18 protein-coding genes are annotated in these 19,227 nt (G+C 55.9%); 6 read left to right on the top strand and 12 right to left on the bottom strand.

Going from position 1 to position 19,227, the window contains the following annotated elements:
* Window positions 1-107 precede the first annotated feature (107 nt).
* A complete protein-coding gene (locus MKY74_RS12325) occupies window positions 108-1,136 on the top strand; it encodes a YkvI family membrane protein (RefSeq protein WP_076170216.1) in 1,029 nt (342 codons plus the stop codon).
* Between the two features lie 75 nt (window positions 1,137-1,211).
* Here the strand turns inward: MKY74_RS12325 and MKY74_RS12320 are convergent, their stop codons facing one another.
* Window positions 1,212-2,339, bottom strand: a complete 1,128-nt coding sequence (locus MKY74_RS12320) for a glycosyltransferase family 4 protein (protein WP_076170217.1) — start codon at window positions 2,337-2,339, stop codon at window positions 1,212-1,214.
* A 134-nt stretch (window positions 2,340-2,473) separates the two neighbouring features.
* Here MKY74_RS12320 and MKY74_RS12315 point away from each other — a divergent pair, with 134 nt between their 5' ends.
* On the top strand, window positions 2,474-3,640 hold the full coding sequence (locus MKY74_RS12315; RefSeq protein WP_076170218.1) for a GGDEF domain-containing protein: 1,167 nt from the start codon (window positions 2,474-2,476) through the stop codon (window positions 3,638-3,640).
* 43 nt (window positions 3,641-3,683) lie between these two features.
* A complete protein-coding gene (locus MKY74_RS12310; RefSeq protein WP_076170219.1) occupies window positions 3,684-5,081 on the top strand; it encodes an RsmB/NOP family class I SAM-dependent RNA methyltransferase in 1,398 nt (465 codons plus the stop codon).
* Window positions 5,082-5,167: 86 nt separating this feature from the next.
* On the opposite strand, the gene MKY74_RS12305 is transcribed toward MKY74_RS12310, so the two are convergent.
* The 5 genes from MKY74_RS12305 to MKY74_RS12285 form a co-directional block, all read right to left on the bottom strand.
* A complete protein-coding gene (locus MKY74_RS12305) occupies window positions 5,168-5,968 on the bottom strand; it encodes a Cof-type HAD-IIB family hydrolase (protein WP_076170220.1) in 801 nt (266 codons plus the stop codon).
* Window positions 5,969-6,046: 78 nt separating this feature from the next.
* Window positions 6,047-6,808, bottom strand: coding sequence for a pseudouridine synthase (locus tag MKY74_RS12300; protein ID WP_076170221.1), 762 nt, complete (start codon window positions 6,806-6,808; stop codon window positions 6,047-6,049).
* Window positions 6,805-8,367, bottom strand: a complete 1,563-nt coding sequence (locus tag MKY74_RS12295) for an RsmB/NOP family class I SAM-dependent RNA methyltransferase (RefSeq protein WP_076170222.1) — start codon at window positions 8,365-8,367, stop codon at window positions 6,805-6,807. The genes MKY74_RS12300 and MKY74_RS12295 overlap by 4 nt, the downstream gene beginning before the upstream one ends.
* A 206-nt stretch (window positions 8,368-8,573) precedes the next feature.
* Window positions 8,574-9,422: a GTP pyrophosphokinase gene (locus MKY74_RS12290; RefSeq protein WP_076170223.1), complete on the bottom strand. Its 849-nt coding sequence runs from the start codon at window positions 9,420-9,422 to the stop codon at window positions 8,574-8,576.
* A gap of 24 nt (window positions 9,423-9,446) precedes the next feature.
* The gene (locus tag MKY74_RS12285) at window positions 9,447-10,541 is read right to left on the bottom strand and encodes a quinone-dependent dihydroorotate dehydrogenase (protein WP_076170733.1); all 1,095 of its coding nucleotides are present in this window, start codon (window positions 10,539-10,541) and stop codon (window positions 9,447-9,449) included.
* Between the two features lie 188 nt (window positions 10,542-10,729).
* Here MKY74_RS12285 and MKY74_RS12280 point away from each other — a divergent pair, with 188 nt between their 5' ends.
* Window positions 10,730-10,864, top strand: a complete 135-nt coding sequence (locus MKY74_RS12280) for a hypothetical protein (RefSeq protein WP_279628464.1) — start codon at window positions 10,730-10,732, stop codon at window positions 10,862-10,864.
* A gap of 64 nt (window positions 10,865-10,928) precedes the next feature.
* On the opposite strand, the gene MKY74_RS12275 is transcribed toward MKY74_RS12280, so the two are convergent.
* From MKY74_RS12275 to MKY74_RS12265, 3 genes are all read right to left on the bottom strand, one after another.
* On the bottom strand, window positions 10,929-12,380 hold the full coding sequence (locus MKY74_RS12275; protein WP_076170224.1) for a L,D-transpeptidase: 1,452 nt from the start codon (window positions 12,378-12,380) through the stop codon (window positions 10,929-10,931).
* Between the two features lie 123 nt (window positions 12,381-12,503).
* Window positions 12,504-12,746, bottom strand: a complete 243-nt coding sequence (locus MKY74_RS12270; RefSeq protein ID WP_076170225.1) for a ferredoxin — start codon at window positions 12,744-12,746, stop codon at window positions 12,504-12,506.
* 166 nt (window positions 12,747-12,912) lie between these two features.
* Window positions 12,913-14,235, bottom strand: a complete 1,323-nt coding sequence (locus MKY74_RS12265) for a DNA polymerase IV (RefSeq protein ID WP_244169261.1) — start codon at window positions 14,233-14,235, stop codon at window positions 12,913-12,915.
* A gap of 155 nt (window positions 14,236-14,390) precedes the next feature.
* Between MKY74_RS12265 and cimA the strand changes: the two genes are divergently transcribed.
* Window positions 14,391-16,010, top strand: a complete 1,620-nt coding sequence (gene cimA / locus MKY74_RS12260) for a citramalate synthase (RefSeq protein ID WP_076170226.1) — start codon at window positions 14,391-14,393, stop codon at window positions 16,008-16,010.
* A gap of 129 nt (window positions 16,011-16,139) precedes the next feature.
* Here cimA and MKY74_RS12255 read toward each other — a convergent pair whose 3' ends face one another.
* On the bottom strand, window positions 16,140-16,691 hold the full coding sequence (locus MKY74_RS12255) for a TlpA family protein disulfide reductase (protein ID WP_076170227.1): 552 nt from the start codon (window positions 16,689-16,691) through the stop codon (window positions 16,140-16,142).
* Window positions 16,692-16,930: 239 nt separating this feature from the next.
* Here MKY74_RS12255 and MKY74_RS12250 point away from each other — a divergent pair, with 239 nt between their 5' ends.
* Window positions 16,931-17,386 (top strand): Mov34/MPN/PAD-1 family protein, encoded by a 456-nt coding sequence (locus MKY74_RS12250; RefSeq protein ID WP_076170228.1) that lies wholly within the window; start codon window positions 16,931-16,933, stop codon window positions 17,384-17,386.
* On the opposite strand, the gene MKY74_RS12245 is transcribed toward MKY74_RS12250, so the two are convergent.
* Both MKY74_RS12245 and MKY74_RS12240 read right to left on the bottom strand, forming a co-directional pair.
* Window positions 17,372-18,112 (bottom strand): exonuclease domain-containing protein, encoded by a 741-nt coding sequence (locus tag MKY74_RS12245; RefSeq protein WP_076170229.1) that lies wholly within the window; start codon window positions 18,110-18,112, stop codon window positions 17,372-17,374. The two genes, MKY74_RS12250 and MKY74_RS12245, sit on opposite strands and share 15 nt — an antisense overlap.
* Window positions 18,109-19,188, bottom strand: a complete 1,080-nt coding sequence (locus MKY74_RS12240) for a DUF294 nucleotidyltransferase-like domain-containing protein (protein ID WP_076170230.1) — start codon at window positions 19,186-19,188, stop codon at window positions 18,109-18,111. Before MKY74_RS12240 ends, MKY74_RS12245 begins: the two co-directional genes overlap by 4 nt.
* Between the last annotated feature and the right edge of the window lie 39 nt (window positions 19,189-19,227).

The following is a 19,227-nucleotide window of genomic DNA, read 5'->3' as shown; positions in this document are numbered from 1 at the left end:
GCTTTCATGAGACATGGACAGGTTCCAGTCATGTCCTACCTCTAAACATCATAACCTGTAGTACAGGCAGGACACAAACCGGACTGCTTGGAGCAGGGAGGATAACGATGAAGAACGGGATCAGGGTACTTCAAATTGCTTTTACATATATCGGAACCATTGTGGGTGCAGGCTTTGCGACCGGACAGGAGATCCTGCAGTTTTTTACCCAATACGGCAAATGGGCGACGCTGACGATTCTGCTGTCCACCGCCCTGTTTATTTGGCTTGGGACCAAGATTATGATCATTTCACGGCGGATATCGGCCAGATCCTATGAGGATTTCAACAAGCATTTGTTCGGGGACCGGGCCGGGGGAGTGATCAGCATCGTGATGATGTTCGTGCTCATCTGCGTAAACAGCGTCATGTTGGCGGGAGCCGGCTCCGTTTTCGTCGAGCATTTACACCTTCATTATCAGACAGGCCTGATCATCACTCTGGTCGGATCCTATGTCTTGCTCACCCGGGGAATGAACGCTATCGTGCAGATGAACAGCATTGTCGTCCCCTTGATGCTGACGTTGTCTTTGGCCATTATTTTCAATACGATCCGCATGCCGGGGGCAGACAGCTTCCTGCGGATTACGACCGACCATCATTTTACGGCGGTATGGACCTCTCCGCTCCTGTATACAGCCTTCAATCTCGTTATGGCGCAAGCGGTGCTGGTCCCCCTTGGAAGCAAGACGGACAGCCATACGGTGGTTAAATGGGGAGGCATTCTGGGGGGCGTCGGCGTCGGGTTCATGCTGCTGGCCGCGCATGTTGCCATGTCCGCCCACATGCCGGGCATCCGGCAGTACGAAATCCCGATGGGCAGCATCGCCAGCAACCTGGGCACCGCGATCCAGCTGATTTATGTGATGCTGATCTTTTTAGAGATCTTCAGCACCTTCGTCGCCGACATCTACGGGGTCACCCTTCAGCTGCAGCAGCATCTTCCTTTGCCGCCAAAGCTTCTGATCGTCTGCGTCATGTTCATCTGCTTTCTGCTGAGCCAGATCGGATTCAGCTCCCTGCTGTCCGTGCTGTACCCGATTATCGGCGCGCTGTGCCTGATATTGGTGCTGAAGCTGATGTTCATATCCAAATGACAGAGCCATGAAATAGAAAAAAGGCGGGAGCTGAATATCTCAGCACCTGCCTCTTTGAGTTGGACGGCCAGCACGCTACACCTTTTGATAAGATAAATAAATTTTCTTCAGTTCATTCACCGCATGCGTCAGGGAATATTGGCTCTTCGCCTTATCCCAGGCCGTCCGGGCGAGATCGTAGCGGTACATCGGGTCGGTGATGACCTTCTCAAGCGCTTCGCAGAGCGCGATCGGGTCCTCGGGCGGCACGAGCAGGCCGTTCACTCCGTCTTCGATCTGCTCCGGAATTCCGCCCACGTCGGTTCCTACCAGGGCCAGGCAGCTGAGCGCCGCTTCCGCAAAGACCGAACCAAAGGCTTCCGCTCTGGAAGGGAGCACGAAAATATCAAAAAACGGCATAAACTCTTCCGGATGCAGCGTGTATCCATAGAAAATAGTTTCGTTATAAATGCCAAGCTCTTTGGCAAGGCTCTCCAGCTCCGTGCGGAACGGTCCGTCTCCGATGATGTGCAGCACGTAGTCATGACCCTTCTTCTTAAGCTCGGCGCAGGCCTTCAGCAAAATATCCAGCCCTTTGGCGGGTACCAGGCGGCAGACCGTAATCAGCTGCGGCACCTCGTTCTCATGGGGAACCGGCTTGAAACGCTTTTCGTCAAAACCGTTCGGAATGACCCCAATCTTATCCGGATGGTCCACATAGTCCGACAAATAGCCGGCGAACGACCGGGAAACCGTCAGCATGCGTTGGCTCTTCTGCTCCAGCTCCCGATACAGCGATACGAGGAACCGATGCTCCGGCCCACCGTTCTTAATGCGTCCGTTCAATATTAATTCCCGTTCATAACTGGAGTGAATGGTCTGAATTAACGGCGTATCGGGAAAAACCTGCTTGGCGGCCAGCCCGGCGATGGGATGGTGCGCATGGATCAGGTCATACGGCTTCTGGATCCGCAGACGCGTCCACCACAAGTAATCCTTATACGTCTGAATATATTTTTGAACGACAGGGGAGTCCTTGAACTCGGTCCAATCGAAGGTGTCGAACACGACCTCCTCATGCCCCTTGTTGCGGATCCGTTTAGGAAGCCAAAACAGCTCCATATCCCATCTCGATGATTGGAATCGCTCCTGCATATACGGAATCATGGAGGATACTCCGCCCGGCTGCTCGGGTGGGAAAAAGAGGGCCTGTAACAATCTCATAATGGGAAAACCACCCCTTTCTGTAGGTCTCTTAGCTTTTCGGCATCTTGTAAATTATGATATATTAGAACATATGTTTCAGTAAAGTAAAACCGCTGATCCAAAGAATATTCAAGAGAGCAGGAGAACGATCCATGCCCTACTCTTCATTCTTATCCCCCATTGTACCGGGGATTGCCGCCGCATCAGGTTTATATATCATACTCATCATGCTGCTGATTTGTCTCACGATGTACAGCAGGCAGCGCAAAAAAGCCTATCTCTACATGGTGGCGGCCTTTTTGTTCATTATGGCATACGAAGGGGTGAACATCCATTTCGCCTTCTCCGGATCGCTGAGGCAAGGGAATTATCCGGAAGGTGCCGATTGGCTTCTGGCCTTCTCCTTCCTCCTCCTCAACTTCGCTGTGTACCAGCTGTACCACCGGATGAACCGCAGGCTGCGGGCGCTCCTGATGGTCATGGCGCTTCTGTATGTCGTTCCGCTCCTGTCTCCCGGGTTTCTGGAAGGGGCCGGAAGCTGGCAGGCGGGTTATATAGACCTGTGCCAATTGGGCACCGTAATGATAGGGCTATTCGGCATGGCGCCTCGGGTTGGCCAGCGCAAGAAATATACCGCCGGATTGGCCGTCTATTTCGTCTACATTTTGGTCCATCTGCTGAACAACCTCATCCCCTTGGAAAAGACTTGGATTCCGGCGATCTGGATCTGGCTGCCGCTCTTGTTTTACACGCTCCTCTTTTTTATTTTGTTTACGCGGATCGTGGAGCAAATGCAGTCGATCTATCGCTCCTCCATTACCGACGGCTTGACCAATTTATACAACCGCCGCTTCTTTACGAGGCAGCTGAACCGTTACGTGGAACAAGGGCTGAAGGTCTCGCTGATCTTCTGCGACATCGACAACTTCAAGAAGCTGAACGATACCGAAGGCCATGCCAGAGCGGATCAGGTGCTGAAGCAGGTGGCCGCCATCATCGAGGAGGAAGTCGACGAAGCAGGCCTGGCCGGGCGGTACGGGGGCGAGGAGCTGGTAGCCCTCATCGTGGACAAAAGGGCCAAAGTCAGCCGGATCGCCGAGCAAATCCGGGCCCGGGTCGAAGCCGAAACGATCGTGACCCTGAGCGTCGGATACAGCGTCCTTCGCGCCGGCACGAACGCCGGTACGCTCATTTCGCAGGCGGATCAGGCCATGTACCGCTCGAAGACGACAGGCAAAAATAAAGTGACCGCATACCGATCTTCAAATCCGCCGGCAGCCGCCGGGACGGCCCCTTCGGCGGAAAGCGCGAATACATAGAAACCGCATCCATGATGATGTTGAATAAAGGAGTATGTAACGAATGAGTAAACAGGAACTCCCCGCAGCTTTTGTCAGACAGATGGAATCCCTGCTGGGAAGCGATACCGAAGCATTTCTTGACAGCTACGAGCGTCCGAGAACACATGGGCTCAGGTTCAACGGCTTGAAGCTTGCGGACGCACCGCAGCTGAAGGAGGCCGTCATCCGGGAGTTTAGCTTGACCCCGGTTCCTTGGTGCAGCACCGGCTACTATTACGGGGAGAACGTCCGGCCCGGCAAGCATCCGTACCACACAGCCGGCTTATATTACATCCAGGAACCGTCCGCTATGTCGGCTGTGGAGCTGCTCGATCCGCAGCCCGGCGAGACGATCTTGGACCTGGCCGCGGCGCCAGGCGGCAAGAGCACCCATATCTCCTCGAAAATGAAGGGCGAAGGGCTGCTCGTCTCGAACGAAATCCACCCGGAACGGGCGAAAATTTTGGCCGAGAACATCGAGCGTATGGGCGTTACTAACGCGGTGGTTACCAGCGCGGCGCCGGACGAGCTGTCGCGCCGTTTCCCGCAGGCTTTTGACCGGATCATGCTGGACGCCCCATGCTCGGGCGAAGGCATGTTCCGCAAGGACTCCGGGGCGATCGCGGAATGGACGCCGCAGCTGGTCGAGCTGTGCGCCGCCCGGCAGTGGGATATTTTGCAGGAGGCCTATGCCATGCTGAAACCCGGCGGTACGATGGCTTATTCAACCTGCACGTTTAACCGCAGCGAAAATGAAGACATGATGGAGCGCTTTACGGCTCATTATGCCGATATGGAAATCATCGCCATGAAGCGGCTGTGGCCGCATCGCGAGGCGGGGGAAGGGCATTTTGTCGCCCTCCTCCAGAAACGGGGCGAACCCAGCGGTGGCGGGCAGACCCTGGAGGCCTCGCCAAGCGAGCGGCAGCGGCCGCGAAGAAAAGGCCGCAGCGGAAACGGCAAGCCGGGAGCCGGCCTCCAGGACGCCCAGTCTGCGCTGAAGGCGTTCCAGGCTTGGGCGGATGAGGAGCTGCCGGACTTCGCGCTGCCGGCGGGTACGCCGATTCTGTTCGGCGAATCGCTGTACCTGCTTCCAGGCGGGGAGCTGCTGCAGGAACAGCAGCTCCAGGGCCTGAAAGTGCCGCGGGCGGGCCTCCACCTGGCCCACCTCAAGAAAAACCGGATCGAGCCGGCGCATGCGCTCGCCATGGCTCTCTCCCCGCAGCAGGCGGCCAAGCGCATCACGCTGGCCGCAGAGGACCCGCAGGTCTCCGCCTACCTGCGGGGCGAGACCCTTCAGGTCGATGCCTCCCTGAAGGGCTGGGTGCTCGCGGCCGTGGACGGCCTGCCGCTCGGCTGGGGCAAAGCCAGCGGCGGGCAGCTCAAAAACCACCTGCCCAAAGGCCTGCGGCAGCACTAGCCGCCCCGTAATCGGCCATCAACAGCAAAGAGCCTTCCTACGCCAGCGTGTACCAAGCTGAAGCCGTAGGAAGGTTCTTTTTTTCATTACGACAAACAGTATTTCAGCAGCGCCGCGTGCACGCCGTCCTCATTGTTCGAAGCCGTCACCTCATTAGCTGCGGCCTTAACCTCCAGCGGCGAGTTATCCATCGCCACGCCAAGGCCGGCGTAGGTGAGCATCGTAATGTCGTTATAATAGTTGCCGATTGCCAGAATCTCCTCCTGCCGGTAGCCGCGCCGCTCAGCGAGCTGCTTCAGGGCGTTCCCTTTGGACGCTTCCGGATGCATCAGGTCGACGAAGTATTCGCCGCTTCGCAGGATGTTAAATTCCGGCGTCCACGCCGCGATGTCCTGATGTACCTGGTCCATCGTGTCCGGCTGCCCAAACGCGGTGACCTTGACGATCGGATCACTCAGGTCATGCAGCGGCGGCAGAACCGACGGCAGCATCAGATAGTTTTCATACATGCTGCGCACTTCCACAGCCAGTCCCTCAACGTCGTCGACAAACATCTGGAACGCCGTATTAACGTCAAAATGCACGCCTTCCTTCCGGAAGTAATCCAGGTAAGGCACGATCGCCTTGGCGTCCATCGCGTATTGGTGAACCACTTCCCGGGTGTCCACCTTCACCGTCGCTGCCCCGTTATGGCTGATGACGTAGCCGGAGAGCCCCATCTGTTCCATAAACGGAATGGAATTTTGCGGTCCTCTCCCGGTGCACAGCACGATATCAGCGCCTTGACGCGCGGCCTCCTGAATCGTCTTCTGCGTCTGTTCGGTTACTTCATGCTCATCATTAAGCAGTGTGCCGTCGACATCCAATGCAATCAGTTTGTATTTCATGCTCCATCCATCCTTTGCCGTAATATCTCTATCTGTTCTAAAGCGAGCCGGTCTTTGGTCTATTGTAGTATGCCAATGTTATCGGGATGTTTCATCCTTCCCGAGCTGCAGCAGCTCATCCTCCGTCAGCTCACGGTAAGTCCCGATGCGCAGGCCTTCATCCAGCTTCAGTTCCCCCATTTGCACGCGCTTGAGGTAGGTAACCTTTTTTCCGACAGCCTGGAACATCCGCTTCACCTGGTGAAATTTCCCCTCATGGATCACAAGGGAGATGTGGGAGACGACTTCGTCCCCCTGCTGCTCTTTGCGCAAAATGGTGAGCTCGCCGGGCAGCGTAACATAACCGTCGTCCAGCGTGACCCCGGAGGCGAACTGCTGTACATCGGCTTCGGTCACGTCGCCGGATACGACGGCCTCGTATGTTTTGGGAACATGCCACTTGGGCGACAGCAGCTCATGCGCCAGCTTGCCGTCGTTGGTGAGCAGCAGCAGGCCTTCCGTGTCCTTATCCAGCCGCCCGACCGGAAACGGCTCGAATGCCAAATGCTCCGGTTCCAGCAGATCCAGCACGGTCCGGTCCCGGGTATCCTCGGTCGCCGATACGACGCCTGGCGGCTTATGCAGCATGAGATAGATAAATTCCTTATACTGCACCTGTTCCCCGTCAATCCGGATGTCATCCTTATACGGGTCGACATGCATGCCGCTGTCCTTGGCCCGGACTCCGTTGACGGTAACCCCCGCCTGTTTGATTTTCTTCTTGATATCGCTCCGGGAGCCATATCCCATATGCGTTAACACCTTGTCCAACCGCAGTGTCGTTCTGCCCTGCTTGCTCATGCGGATGTCCACCTCCAGCCTGCCGGATATTCGTTCTTCAGCATGCCCTCCTGCCACTTGCCCCATCCGGCCGAATAGCCGTCGATGCAGACCAGGGCGTAGCCCTTGGGCGAAGCTTCGCCGCCGCATTCCACGCGGTCCCCGGGAATGCTCAGCGTTTCGCCCTTCAAATAACGCACGGCTTCGCCGCTCCCGGAGTCGAGCCGGATGACCCGGATGAACTCACCGGGATGCAGCGCCGTCGCCAGCGGATGGGCCGGAACGAAGCGGCCGTTCTTGGCATCGCCCATGTACCAGCCCGGGCGGACGACCTTCAGCCCGTCGAGAAGGCTTGGCGGCAGCGGCGATTGATAAATATGGGAGCCGTAGACGACCGTATGGCCCCCCGGCACGAAGCCAAGGAGATGTTCGCGGATGAAAGCTTCATACGCGGCCGTTGGTGCGGCTTCGCCCTGGTTCCCCGCACCTTTTTTCGGCGGTTTTCCTTTCACGGGCTTGACGTTTCGCGTCGGCCGTTCCTTTCCCTTAGGCCGGTCGGCGGACTCCGCCGGAGCCGTGCTGCTCAGCAGCGTATCTCTGGCCCGTTCCGCTGCGGCGGCAGACTTAGGGTCCACCTCATGCTGAAGGACAGCCAGGAAATGCCCTTCGCCCTCAATCCGGTGCGGCCACAGCCGGGCTGTGCCCCGAACCTGCTCCCAAACCTGATCCGGAATATGCCCGAATCCGGAGCCTTGTTCCTTCAGCCAATCCGTTTCCCCTGCGGCAAAAGAGCCGGTTCCTCCGACCGGAAGCACGCGGAATTCAGGATGACCTGCCACGAATTCCGCAATCATCCCTTCGTTTTCTTCCGGAGAAAACGTACAGGTCGAATACACGATCCGTCCGCCGGGTCTGAGCATGGTGGCGGCTGCCCTAAGAATGCCGCGCTGCATGTCCGCATACTTCAGCGGCGAATCCCCATCCCATTCCTTGATCATCGCTTCGTCTTTGCGGAACATCCCCTCTCCCGAGCAAGGGGCGTCGATCAGAATTTTATCGAAAAAGGCCGGAAACTTCTCCGCGATCCGGTCGGGATGCTCATTCAGCACGACCGCGTTGCGGACGCCGTACAGCTCGATATTTTTGGCCAGCGCCTTGGTCCGGTCGGCATTCAAATCATTGGAGACCAGCATGCCTGTCCCCCGCAGCTTGGCCGCAATTTGCGTCGATTTGCCTCCAGGGGCGGCGCACAGGTCCAGTACGGCCTCTCCCGGCGTTACGTCCAGCAGCTCCACCGGAGCCATTGCGCTTGGCTCCTGGATATAATAAAGGCCCGCATGGTAATACGGATGCCTGCCGGGCCGTTCACCCGCTTCGGTATAGAAGCCTGTCCCGCACCAGGGAATCGGCCGCAAATCCCATGGGGCGATAGACAGCAGGTCCTCTGTAGAAATTTTCAGCGTATTGACCCGGATGCCGCTGCGCGGCACACGGTCATACGAATCCATAAAATCGGTATACTCCTCTTTCAGCAAGGAACGCATCCGTTCCTGAAATGCAGCCGGCAGCTTAAGTGCCATGTGCTTCATCATCCTGTCTTTAATATAAAATCGTTGGCCGGACCCCATTGTATCAGCCCTCGACCATACAAACAACCCGCTGCGCATGATCGGCAGCGGGCTGAATCCGAATGTTATGCCTCATCGGAAGGATCGTTTTTCTTTAGATCATGGCTGTAAGATTTCAGGGATACTGAAACATCCCATGATCGCAAGAAAAATTTCCGCTAATCTCGGTCTGTCTCTTGTGAGAATACGTCGATAGAATTTTTCTTATAGGCCGCCATCAGTTCCCGTACCTCGTCGAGGAGCTGTCTCATGCTCTCCATGTCATGGGGCTTGCCTGGCTCGGTCTGGGACCAGATTTGATTGAACCGTTCCTGGAACGCCATCGCCTCGTTCACCAGATGATAGAAGTAGAGCTGATGGATCATCGCCAGCACCGTAGAGGTCACGTTGGAATCGTCCTCAAACTGCTTCTGCGCCTCAAGGATATCCTCACGGATGCTCGACATTTCGTTATCCAGCACGGATGCCGCTTCGGCCGCGGTCTGCAGCCGCTTGCGGATGTTCTCCGGAAGGCTCTCCCGGTACTTATAGCTGAGCGAATGCTCGATCGTCGCCCAGAAATTCATCGCCAGCGTGCGGATTTGGATCTCCGCCAGGACCGGTTTTTGACCAAGCGCGGTCTGAACCGGGTACTCCACGATCATATGAAAACTGCGGTAGCCGCTTTCTTTATAATTCGTAATATAATCCTTTTCATACAGCACCGTCAGATCCTTCCGCTTGCGGATATATTCGGCCACGCGGCGGATATCCTCGACGAACTGGCACATGATCCGGATGCCGGCGATATCCTCGATCCCTTGCTCCAATTGATCCATTGGAACGCTAAGCCGCTTCGCCTTGTCCAGAATGCTCGATATTTTCTTGACGCGTCCGGTCACGAACTCGATCGGGGCATATTCCTCTCTCTTCTTCAGTTCCGCACGCATCGTCTTGAATTTGACCTTCAGTTCCTCAACGGTTTGTTCATACGGTAGTAGAAACAATCCCCAATCTCTGCCGTCCATTCACATGCCTCCTGTCTGTCTCCCTCAGTGATGGTCTGCCCCCACAGCCTCGGAGATATGGGCAAAGCCGTCACGACGCAAAAGCTCTCTCAGCCCGGCGTTGATTTTCCGGTTGATTTCGGGTCCTTCATATATAAGGGCAGTATAAATTTCCACCAGGCTAGCACCTGCCCTGATCTTCTCATAAGCATCTTCAGCCGTAAAAATGCCGCCGGAACCGATAATCGGCAGCTTGCCGCCCGTCTGGCGGTATACCCGGGATACGACCTCCGTGGAACGGATACGCAGCGGTTTGCCGCTAAGTCCCCCGGTTTCCTTGGCATTCGGATGGCTCAGCCCTTCCCGCCCGATCGTGGTGTTCGTGGCGATAATGCCGGAGATCCCGCTCGGAGCCAGCGCGTCGACCATTTCTTCCAGCTCGCCGTCGCTCACATCAGGCGCAATTTTCACCAGAATATGCTTGGACTCTCCGTGCTTGGCGGCTTGTGCCCGCATCTCTTCCATAATATGCCGGACCAATGTCGAAAGTTCGCTGCCGTACTGCAGATTGCGCAAATCTGGCGTGTTCGGCGAACTGATGTTAACCACAAAAAAATCCCCGTACGGATACAGGGTACGCAGGCATTCCTGATAATCCTTATAGGCTTCCTCGTTCGGAGTTACTTTATTTTTGCCGATGTTCACGGCGACCGGGATTCTGCGGTTCTTGATGGCCGCCAGCCGCTTGGCCATGGCCTCCGCTCCCTCGTTGTTGAATCCCATCCGGTTTACAAGCGCCTCGTCGGGCGGAAGGCGAAACAGGCGGGGCTGCTCGTTGCCCGGCTGTCCCTTCGGCGTCACCGTGCCAACCTCCATAAAGCCAAAGCCGATGGAAGAAAAACCGTCGACCGCTGCCGCATTCTTGTCCAATCCTGCTGCAAGTCCAACCGGTGTCGGAAAATGTATGCCGAACAGATCCACTGCGAGGTCTGCCGTCTCGTTCACGCCGTACATGCTTCGCAGTAGGCCCGTTCCTCCCGGAAACGCGCCCGCGGAATGAAGTCCGCCGATGACCAAATGGTGAGCTTTCTCCGGATCCATTTTAAAAAATATCGGTTTTGCCAAATTTCGGTACAGCACCAGCCAATCTTCCTCTCCATGCACATTGTCGTCTCTATCCTTCAGTTTATCCTTAATCGGTATAAAAATAAAGTTTTTTGCCTGATCGAACCGGCTGGCTCCAAGCCCATCCCCTGCTGGTATTTTACATTGAAAGCCATTACAATGAGGGTAAGATTGAATCTGATTAGGAAAGAAGGTAGAACGTCATGGCAACCAAGCGCAAACCGCCGACGCTTCAGCAGAAGAAGGACGAAGTCAACCGGAGGGCGGTGCTTTGGGTCGGGGTCGGCCTGCTTTTGCTCATTCTGCTCATTTCGGTTCTGATTATTTTCAACGTGTAAATTTTTAATTTCTATAATCTAACGCATTTTCGTTTGGGACAAGCCTTTCTGCCAGGGCTGCGGTTCACAGCCAGTGATACGTCTGATGGGGGTTCGTCTGATCCTGCTTCGGCTTCGTAAGGAATCTTTCCTTCGGCACGAGCGGCAGATCAGGCAGAACCCCCTTGCTGATGAGTACAGGGGTGCCTAACGGTACGAGATCAAAAAGCTCCTCAATGTCCGCCCTTCTCATGCGGATGCAGCCTTTGGATTCGTCCTTGCCCACGCTGTCCGGTTCGTCCGTGCCGTGAATCGCGTAATTCGTGTCCGACAGCTGCATGCCCCTGCTTCCAAATTCGCCGTCATCCCGGCCGTTCGGATTCATCACCTTGATCGAAATTTTGTATTTTCCCTCCGGCGTACGCTCTCCCCCCAGTCCAACCTTATAACTGCGGATGAGCTTATCCCCGCTGACTACGGCCAGACGGTGCGCCGCTTTATCGACGATAATTTCGAGCCGCTCCTGCAAAAAGGGCTCCTGCCCCCATGTCGAAGCAAACGGAGACGACGGCGTATTGGCACCGGATGCCGTTTCACCGCTCCCGCCTTCTTGTCCCTTAGAAGAACTATCGCCGGATTGCATCCATTCGGCCATCGGGGCAAACGCCTCCTGCATGCGTGGCGTCCGCCCCGAAACCCAATTTTCCGGAAAAGGCCGCGTCAGATCGTTCACGGACTTCGGCAGGGCTCCGTTCTTGTCCCGGTAGGCAGCCATGGCGCTGTACAGCAAAGCCAGCTCCTCCTGCTCCAGGGTCCATTTCGCGGCAGCGGACTGCAATGCTTCCTGATCCTCCGGTTTGCATGCGCAATCTTTGGCGTTATAGGACTGATAGGTCATCTTTCCTTTCCCGCCGGAAAGCATCGTATAAGAGACTGGCAGATCGCGCGACCACAGCAGCCATTTTCCCTGCCGTTTCATGGTCAGGACCGCCAAGCGGTTCCTGGATTTCTGCGCGATTGACATTTCACCCGCTAGCAGGTGCGCCTTGCCGTCCCCATCGTCCTCGCCCAGTGCGGTAAACACCGTACCGGATGCAGGCTGTCCGGCTTCAGCCGCAGCCCCCTCGCCTTTACTCGTACCCGTTTTCTCCGGCATATCACCTGCTGCTGCAGCCGCCTGCACTTCTTCCCGGGGGTTCGCCGATTCTTCGGCAAGGCTCTGCCGCTGCGGCGACTCCACCGAAGGAATCAGCACCAGAATGAGAATCATCAAGGCAACCGCCGCCCGGCGAATCCGCCGCCGCTTCCGCTCCGCATCCTCAGCCTGCTTCAGCAGCTTCTGTTCGTATTCCAGCCAAATATCCGAAGGCACCCGGCTCGTTTCGAAGGCTTCATAAATTCCGCCCGACTGGTTAAAACAGTAGTTGGCTTTCCCCTGCTGCCCGCTTTTTTCATATTCCTTCCCCAGCAAATACCATCCCATTTTATTGTCCGGATGCATCTGAACGTATTTTTTGAGATAGAGCGAATTCTTCAACGGTAACCTCCATGCGCAAATGTTCTTTCTATTTATATCGGCACGCGGAAAACAAAAAAACATCCCCCTCGAGGCCTATTCGGCCGGGGGATGCTTTCAGACATAGGCGTATGCAGCGATGCTTCAGCCTTCTTTATGAAAAGGGCAGTCCGCGATCTTAATGGAATCGGTCGGGCAGCCGTCAACGGCATCCTGCAGGTCATCGTACATCTCTTCAGGAATTTCGGTGTTGCCTGTGTTGTCGTCGTCGCCGTACACGACTCCCGCCAGCCCCTCATCGTCGTAATCGTAAATATCCGGAGCGGTTGCGCCGCAGGCGCCGCACGCGATGCAGGTATCTTTCTCAACCCAAGTATATTTGGCCATGGCTCTCCTCTACCTTTCTATTTATCTATATAAATGATCTATCCAAAAAAAACGAAATGTTCTCCACTATAGCAGCAAAACCATATTTCTATGGTAACGCAAATTTCGCCGTCTCTTCAATGACAAAAATCACATATTTTCGTTTCGTGACTTTCGCCCTAGCCGCCTACGGAAGATCCTCGTCGCGCTTATCGGCAAAATCCATCTGCAGCGACGTTCCCCGCACCCGATGGTTGCGCAGCAGCGCCGACGGATCGTCGCCGAGCATCCCCGCGGTAACGACGGCGTTCTCCCCGAACTTGTTCCGCAGCTCGTCCATAATCTTCGTCAGGTTTTCCTTCTTCGGCTGCTTCTCATAGCTGAACAGATCAAGCTGGATCGCCGATTCCTCCTTCGGCACCAAATGCTGAAGCGTCACGCCGAGCAGCCTGACCGGCTTGTCCCAGCTCCAATGCTCCGCATACAGCTTGCGTGCCGCCTCGTAGATGTCCTCGGCATTTTCGGTCGGGGCAGGCAGCACGCGGGCACGCGTGATCGTCTTCATGTCTGGCGTCCGGATCGTGATCTGCACCCCGCCTGCAACCAGTTCCTTCCTTCTTAAGCGCCGGGCTACCTGATCGCTTAAATTGAGCAGCACCCGGTTGACATCTTCCTTGGCGCTGATGTCGTGAGGCAGCGTCGTGGTATGCCCGACCGATTTGCTCTGCTCCCGATCCTCCACCACCGGAGAATGGTCAATGCCGTTCGCCGCCTGCTTCATCCAGGCTCCCACGACCCCGAACACGCGGATCAGCGCTTCTTCGTCCGTACGCGCCAGCTGGCCGATCGTATGGATGCCGATTTTGCGCAGCTTCTCCGCCGTTTTGCCGCCGATCCCGAACAGCTCGCCGCAGGGCTTGTTCCACAGCACGTTCGGCACATCGCGGATGCGAAGGACCGAGATGCCGTTCGGCTTTTTCATATCGGAGCCCATCTTGGCCAGCAGCTTGTTCGGGGCGATCCCGATAGAGCACGGCAGCCCGAGCTCCTCATAGATCCGCCGCTGGATTTCCTCGGCGATGTGCTGGGGCGTCCCGAACTGCTTCGATCCGGTAATATCCAGATAGCATTCGTCAATCGAAGTCGCCTGCATCAGCGGCGTATAGGAATAGGCGATTCTCATAAACGCCTTGGAGTATTTGCGGTATAAATCAAAATCAGGCTTGATGACGATCAGCTCCGGGCACAGCTTCAGCGCCCGGGTGACCAGCATGCCTGTCGAAATGCCCCGTTTCCGCGCAGCATAGGAACAAGTGACGATAATTCCCTTACGCAGCTCCATGCTCCCTGCAACCGCGGTGGGCATGCCCCGGTATTTCTCCGGCTCCTCCGCCTCATGGACGGAGCAATAAAACGCGTTCATATCGACATGCAGAATGACCCTTCCATTCTGCGGATAATAGGCATCAACGCTTGGCTTGTCCATCTTTCTCACCCTTACCAAATTCATAAATCCAGCATACCCCTCGCCAGAAACGAGGTCAAGAACCCTGGGAACCTACTTGCACGAGGAATTCTTTGTTACATTCCCGCGTAAAAATGATATAATAATGAATTATACAAATGACGTAGTGATCATTCCAAGACTTCCAAAGGAGGACTCCCATGTCTAAGTCCATTTCCATCTTCGATACGACCCTGCGGGACGGCACCCAAGGCGAAGGTGTCAGCTTGTCCGCCGACGATAAACTGAAGATTGCCAAGAAGCTCGATGAGCTTGGCGTACAATATATTGAAGGTGGCATTCCGGGAAGCAACAGCAAGGACATCGAGTTTTTTAAAAGGGTTCAGCAGCTGGGCCTGAGCGCCAAAATCACCGCTTTCGGCAGCACGCGCCGTAAAGACAGCAAAGCTGAGCAGGACGGAAACTTAAAGCGCATTCTAGAATCCGGTGTACAGGCCGCCACGCTCGTCGGCAAATCCTGGGACTTCCATGTCCATACAGCGCTGCAGACCACGCTGGATGAGAACCTGGCCATGATTTACGACTCGATCGCCTTTTTGAAGCAGCAGGGGCTTGAAGTCATTTTTGACGCCGAGCACTTCTTCGACGGCTATAAGAACAATGCGGACTATGCCGTGTCCGTGCTGAAGAAAGCCAAGGAAGCCGGCGCCGATTGGCTGGTGATGTGCGACACGAACGGCGGAACCCTCCCGCACGAAATCCACGGGATCGTCACCAGCCTGACATCGCTTATCCCTCAGGCTCAATTCGGCATCCATACGCATAATGACTGCGAGCTCGCCGTGGCCAACACGCTCAGCGCGGTGGAAGCCGGCGCCCGCCAGGTTCAGGGAACGATCAACGGCTACGGCGAACGCTGCGGCAACGCGAATCTCTGCTCTATCATTCCGAACCTGGAGCTCAAGCTCGGTTACGAGTGCATCGGGGAAGATCGCCTGAAGCAGCTGACCAACACCGCCCGCTTCGTCAGCGAAATCGCCAACGTCAACATGCCGGTGAACCAGCCGTATGTCGGTAACGCGGCATTCGCCCACAAAGGCGGAATCCACGTCTCCGCCATTCTTCGCGACTCGCGCACGTACGAGCATATCGTGCCCGAGCTCGTCGGCAACAAGCAGCGAGTGCTGGTGTCGGAGCTGGCCGGCCAGAGCAATATCGTGTCCAAGGCGCAGGATATGGGCCTGGACTTCGATTCCACGAGCGAGCATTCGCGCAAAGTGATCGAGAAGATCAAGGATCTCGAGCACCAGGGCTATCAGTTCGAAGCGGCAGACGCGTCCCTGGAGCTGCTCCTGCGCGAAGCCGGCGGCGAAATGAAGGAACTGTTCACCTTTGAATCCTTCAAAATGCTGGTAGAGAAAACCGCCGGCAGAGCCGTCGTTTCCGAGGCGTTCGTCAAGCTGAACGTCGCCGGCAACAACGTCTATACTGCGGCCGAGGGCAACGGTCCGGTCAATGCGCTTGACAATGCGCTGCGGAAGGCGCTTGTGCAGTACTTCCCGGCAATCAAGGAAATGCACCTGTCCGACTATAAGGTCCGCGTGCTCGATGAGAAGGATGCGACCGCGGCCAAGGTTCGCGTACTGATCGAATCCCGCAACATCAACCAGTCCTGGAACACCGTCGGCGTGTCCGAGAACGTCATCGAGGCGAGCTGGGAGGCGCTGGTCGACAGTATGCGCTACGCCCTGCTCGGACAGATCCTTCAGACATCGGAACCTGAAGCGGCTTCACCGTCGCAAGGGCTGGTCAATCACTAAACCATTCATATCAGCTTAACTGAAGCAGACCGTCCGGGAGCTATCCTGGACGTTTTTTTATGTTCTACAACAAATTCGCAAAAAAAAGAAGACCTCCGTTCTCGCGGCGGGTCTTCCATTCAACCTAAACTAAGACTCGATCAGATGCTTGATCTTCTTCTCCAGATCCTTGGACGGCAGAATGCCCAGGATCACATCCTGCACGACGCCGTTCTTGTCGATCAGCACGTTCGTCGGGAACACGGCTCCTTTGTACTGGTCGTAAATCGTTCCTTTCAGGTCCAGCATGACCGGAAAGTTCACGTCGTATTTCTCGACGAAGCTTTTGGCGTTTTTCTTGTTGTCGTATTTGGTGACATTGATGCCGTAAATATTCAGGTCATCCTTGTATTTCTCCGCCAAGGCATGCAGCTCGGGCGCTTCCTGCTGGCACGGATCGCACCAGGAAGCCCAAAAATTCACCAGAATAGCCTTGTCCTGCGCCCCGCCGACACGGTATTCCTTCCCGTCGAGTCCCGTGGCCGTGAAGGCCGGTGCCAGATATCCCGCTTGCGGCTTCGTTTCGGTCGGCATCGGCTTCTCCTGCTGAAAGGCAGCCTGGATTTTGTCCCCTGCACTTTGGTAAACTACAACACCCGCCAGCACCAAAAAGGCCAGCAGAATATACAAATTACGTTTCATTGATGTCGTCCCTTTTTTTCATAAAGTGGTATCCCTTATATTTTACCCTCTTTTCACGGGAACTTACAAATGAACTGCAAAATTTTTCCCAACGACCTATTTGGCTGGCTCACAATACGGTCTGCCGAGCACGTCCCTTGCGATTGTACGGTCATCCCGCTACACTTGACATGATATGAACGCACAAAAAAAAGAGCCCCTGCCAAATGCAGAGGCCAAAGTGAGAGGGGAGAATACGGTTGACAGAGCTTCACGTACACGACGAAGAAATATGGCTGGATGCTGCTTGCGCCCACGGATTGGCGGAGCAGCTATTTCTTCATCGGCCTTATGAAGCCTGCGGTGTACTGCGGGGTAATGCTGCAGCGGGCGGCATGCGAATCGAGACGTTGATCCCGATCCGCAACGTAGCGCCTGACCCGCTGCACCGCTTCGTCCTGGATCCCCAGGCGTGGGTCCAGCAGTGTCTGAACCCTTTGGGACTGCTCGGAATCTTTCACACGCATCCACACACCGTTCCCGCTCCGTCCGAGGAGGATTTGCGTCAGCTCCCGCTTTTCGGAGATTTGCTCCGTATCTACTTGATCAGCTCCCCCGACCAATCGGGATCTTCCATCCTGACTCAAGCTTACTTCATTGAACGATCAGCAGCGGGCGATTTTCATCTCCGCCCGGCCCGGTTACGCATGGCTTAGATAGGCGTACAGGTCGCCCAGCGTCTCCACCTGTCTCCTGCGCGATATGTCCCGCAGGTACATAACCCACAGCTTTGCGGTCATCTTGGCATCCTCCAAAGCGTGATGCCTTCCCTCGATCGGAATATTTTTCGCCATCAGCAGGTCGTCCAGTGCAAAGCTCGCGCGCTGCGGCTCCAGCCAGCGGGCAATCATCATCGTGTCGATCACCCGGTGGCTGAGGTTCACCTTCGAGGTTTTCCACAGTGCCGCATTCAAAAAGGATTTGTCATGGGCGCTCGCATGGGCGACCAGCACCCTTCCCCCGACAAAATTCATAAAACCGTGCAGACCGTCCATCAGCGGCGGCGCTTCGTTGATCATCGCCTGCGTAATCCCCGTCAATCCGGTAATGTGGGACGGCACCGGGCGTTTGCATTGAACGAGGCTGTAGAACGACTCATCCTCTTTGATTTCGCCGCCTTTGACCCGGAGCGCCCCGATCGACAAAATTTCATCGCCCTGCTGAACGTTAAATCCCGTCGTCTCCAGATCAAACACGACGGTTTCCAGCTCGCTGAGCGGAGTATGCAGAACCTCCGGCCGCCGTTGTTCTCTCATCAGCGAGCGGATAAACGCCATCTGCTGTGCGGAGGATCCTCCCATCACTGAAGCAATCGCAGATGGCATGCCTCCCTGCCGAAGCAGGCTCCAGAACCCGCTGTTCCCCCGCTCCGGCGTCTTCATGGTCTTCTCCTCTCCGCGAAACGGAGCTGACGCTGCAGCGCCCGGTGTGTCCGCCTGACGACGGTCAGGCTTTCGCGAAGCTCATACATCAGCGGCCTTTTCTTGAGCTCCTTCTGCGGAATGTATCCGCTGCTCATGAAGATGCCCCTTTCTTCGCGGTGGGGGGCGGTCGACCTCAGCATCAAGGCGGTAAGAAAGGCGCGCTGCACGTTCTCCAGCAGCATGTTGCCCCCGTCCAGCACCATCAGCCTCTCCAGCCGTTTCAGCGTGGACGATTCCTTGACTCCCTGTTGGAGCGCCATATATCGGACGCTGTTGACGATCGGGATGTACACCCCGTATTTCACGTCAAAATCTCCGGCATGTTCTCCAAACCGTTCGGTAACGACCTGGCCGAGCAGATTTAGCGTTGCTTTATGTCTGACCGTATTCCGCAGAATCGCGATCGCCAGTTCCGGCGTCTCATCGAGACATTTTCCGAAAAAAACCTTCCACGACTCAGAAAGTGTGCGATCACCAGAAATATAGCGCATATCTGTAGCGATAATCAGGTAGCGAACCGGTTCCCAGCTGAAGTCATTGCGCCAGCGGGAGAGCTGCGTTTTCCAACCCTCCAGCGTTTTGCGCCACAGCGGCTCGGAACACATGACTTTCCCCTTGCATTTTTCATAGCCCAAATATTCAAACAGGTCCGACAGCCGTTGACCGAAGATTTGAAAGTAAGCTTCCTTATATGCATCCGGCTCGTCGCTGATAATAAGGCCGTTATCCTGATCGCTCCACAGCGTCGACTCCCTACGGCCCGCACTGCCGAATACGACGAAGGCGTAGGAGACGGGAGGCAGGCCGTAACCGGCCTCCTCCAGTTCCCGCTCGCAGATGTCGACGGCTCTGGCCGCGATCAAATCATGCATTTCATTGACGAGTGCAGACCAGGCCCCGATCGGCATGTCAGCGAACATTTCCTGAAGCTGTTCCTGGCAGTCCAGCCGCCGACTCCGAAGCTCTTCACGCGAGTTCGCATAAGCGATCGTACCGAGGTCCAGATCACATGATTCCGACTTCAGCGGTTCCATACGGTTCACCCCCTCCATGGTGAATTATATTCATTCATA

Origin of the sequence: Paenibacillus sp. FSL R5-0378 (assembly GCF_038009285.1) — a bacterium.
Taxonomy (GTDB): domain Bacteria; phylum Bacillota; class Bacilli; order Paenibacillales; family Paenibacillaceae; genus Paenibacillus_AQ; species Paenibacillus_AQ favisporus.
The sequence above is the reverse complement of the archived record's forward strand: the minus strand, read 5'-3'. Positions and strand labels throughout refer to the sequence as shown.

Excerpts from the sequence above, each read along its gene's own strand:
- MKY74_RS12300 (WP_076170221.1), bottom strand. The coding sequence starts at position 6,808 with ATGAGCAAGCAGGGCAGAACGACACTGCGGTTGGACAAGGTGTTAACG.
- MKY74_RS12310 (WP_076170219.1), top strand. The coding sequence starts at position 3,684 with ATGAGTAAACAGGAACTCCCCGCAGCTTTTGTCAGACAGATGGAATCC.
- MKY74_RS12295 (WP_076170222.1), bottom strand. The coding sequence starts at position 8,367 with ATGGCACTTAAGCTGCCGGCTGCATTTCAGGAACGGATGCGTTCCTTG.
- MKY74_RS12320 (WP_076170217.1), bottom strand. The coding sequence starts at position 2,339 with ATGAGATTGTTACAGGCCCTCTTTTTCCCACCCGAGCAGCCGGGCGGA.
- MKY74_RS12315 (WP_076170218.1), top strand. The coding sequence starts at position 2,474 with ATGCCCTACTCTTCATTCTTATCCCCCATTGTACCGGGGATTGCCGCC.
- MKY74_RS12325 (WP_076170216.1), top strand. The coding sequence starts at position 108 with ATGAAGAACGGGATCAGGGTACTTCAAATTGCTTTTACATATATCGGA.
- MKY74_RS12245 (WP_076170229.1), bottom strand. The coding sequence starts at position 18,112 with ATGAAGACGCCGGAGCGGGGGAACAGCGGGTTCTGGAGCCTGCTTCGG.
- MKY74_RS12270 (WP_076170225.1), bottom strand. The coding sequence starts at position 12,746 with ATGGCCAAATATACTTGGGTTGAGAAAGATACCTGCATCGCGTGCGGC.
- cimA (WP_076170226.1), top strand. The coding sequence starts at position 14,391 with ATGTCTAAGTCCATTTCCATCTTCGATACGACCCTGCGGGACGGCACC.
- MKY74_RS12280 (WP_279628464.1), top strand. The coding sequence starts at position 10,730 with ATGGCAACCAAGCGCAAACCGCCGACGCTTCAGCAGAAGAAGGACGAA.
- MKY74_RS12305 (WP_076170220.1), bottom strand. The coding sequence starts at position 5,968 with ATGAAATACAAACTGATTGCATTGGATGTCGACGGCACACTGCTTAAT.
- MKY74_RS12290 (WP_076170223.1), bottom strand. The coding sequence starts at position 9,422 with ATGGACGGCAGAGATTGGGGATTGTTTCTACTACCGTATGAACAAACC.
- MKY74_RS12265 (WP_244169261.1), bottom strand. The coding sequence starts at position 14,235 with ATGAATTTGGTAAGGGTGAGAAAGATGGACAAGCCAAGCGTTGATGCC.
- MKY74_RS12255 (WP_076170227.1), bottom strand. The coding sequence starts at position 16,691 with ATGAAACGTAATTTGTATATTCTGCTGGCCTTTTTGGTGCTGGCGGGT.
- MKY74_RS12240 (WP_076170230.1), bottom strand. The coding sequence starts at position 19,188 with ATGGAACCGCTGAAGTCGGAATCATGTGATCTGGACCTCGGTACGATC.